The sequence below is a fragment of the Neolewinella lacunae genome (genome assembly GCF_014349155.1).
In the GTDB taxonomy this organism is placed as follows: Bacteria; Bacteroidota; Bacteroidia; order Chitinophagales; family Saprospiraceae; genus Neolewinella; species Neolewinella lacunae.
On record NZ_JACSIT010000154.1, the window covers coordinates 214,350 to 214,642 of the forward strand.

The 293-nt window shown below is 63.8% G+C and carries 1 protein-coding gene; it reads right to left on the reverse strand.

The genetic code is table 11. The features are described from left to right. Positions 1–293 (reverse strand): hypothetical protein (locus H9S92_RS21940; RefSeq protein WP_187468855.1); only part of this gene is annotated, 293 nt, incomplete at both ends.

Here is a 293-nt window from a genome sequence, read left to right on the forward strand (position 1 = left end):
AGGGCTACCGCCACCAGGCCGTCGCCGGCCCGGTTCAGGTTGATCGCGCCTTCGCCTTCGTAGCTGGCCGTCACCAGCTCCAGGCCAGCGGCCAGTTCGATCGTGCCCTGGAAGCCCGCCAGCGCAGTGCCGCGGATTTCCATGGTGTGCGTCTGCCCAGCTTCCAATTGCGCGTCGGCAGCTTCGATGGCAGCCGTGGAACGTCCGTTGCCCACTACGTCACCGTAGGCGAAGCCGACGAAGTCCGCATCGAATACATTGCCAGGCAGGTTATTGATGTTGTATACCTCGGG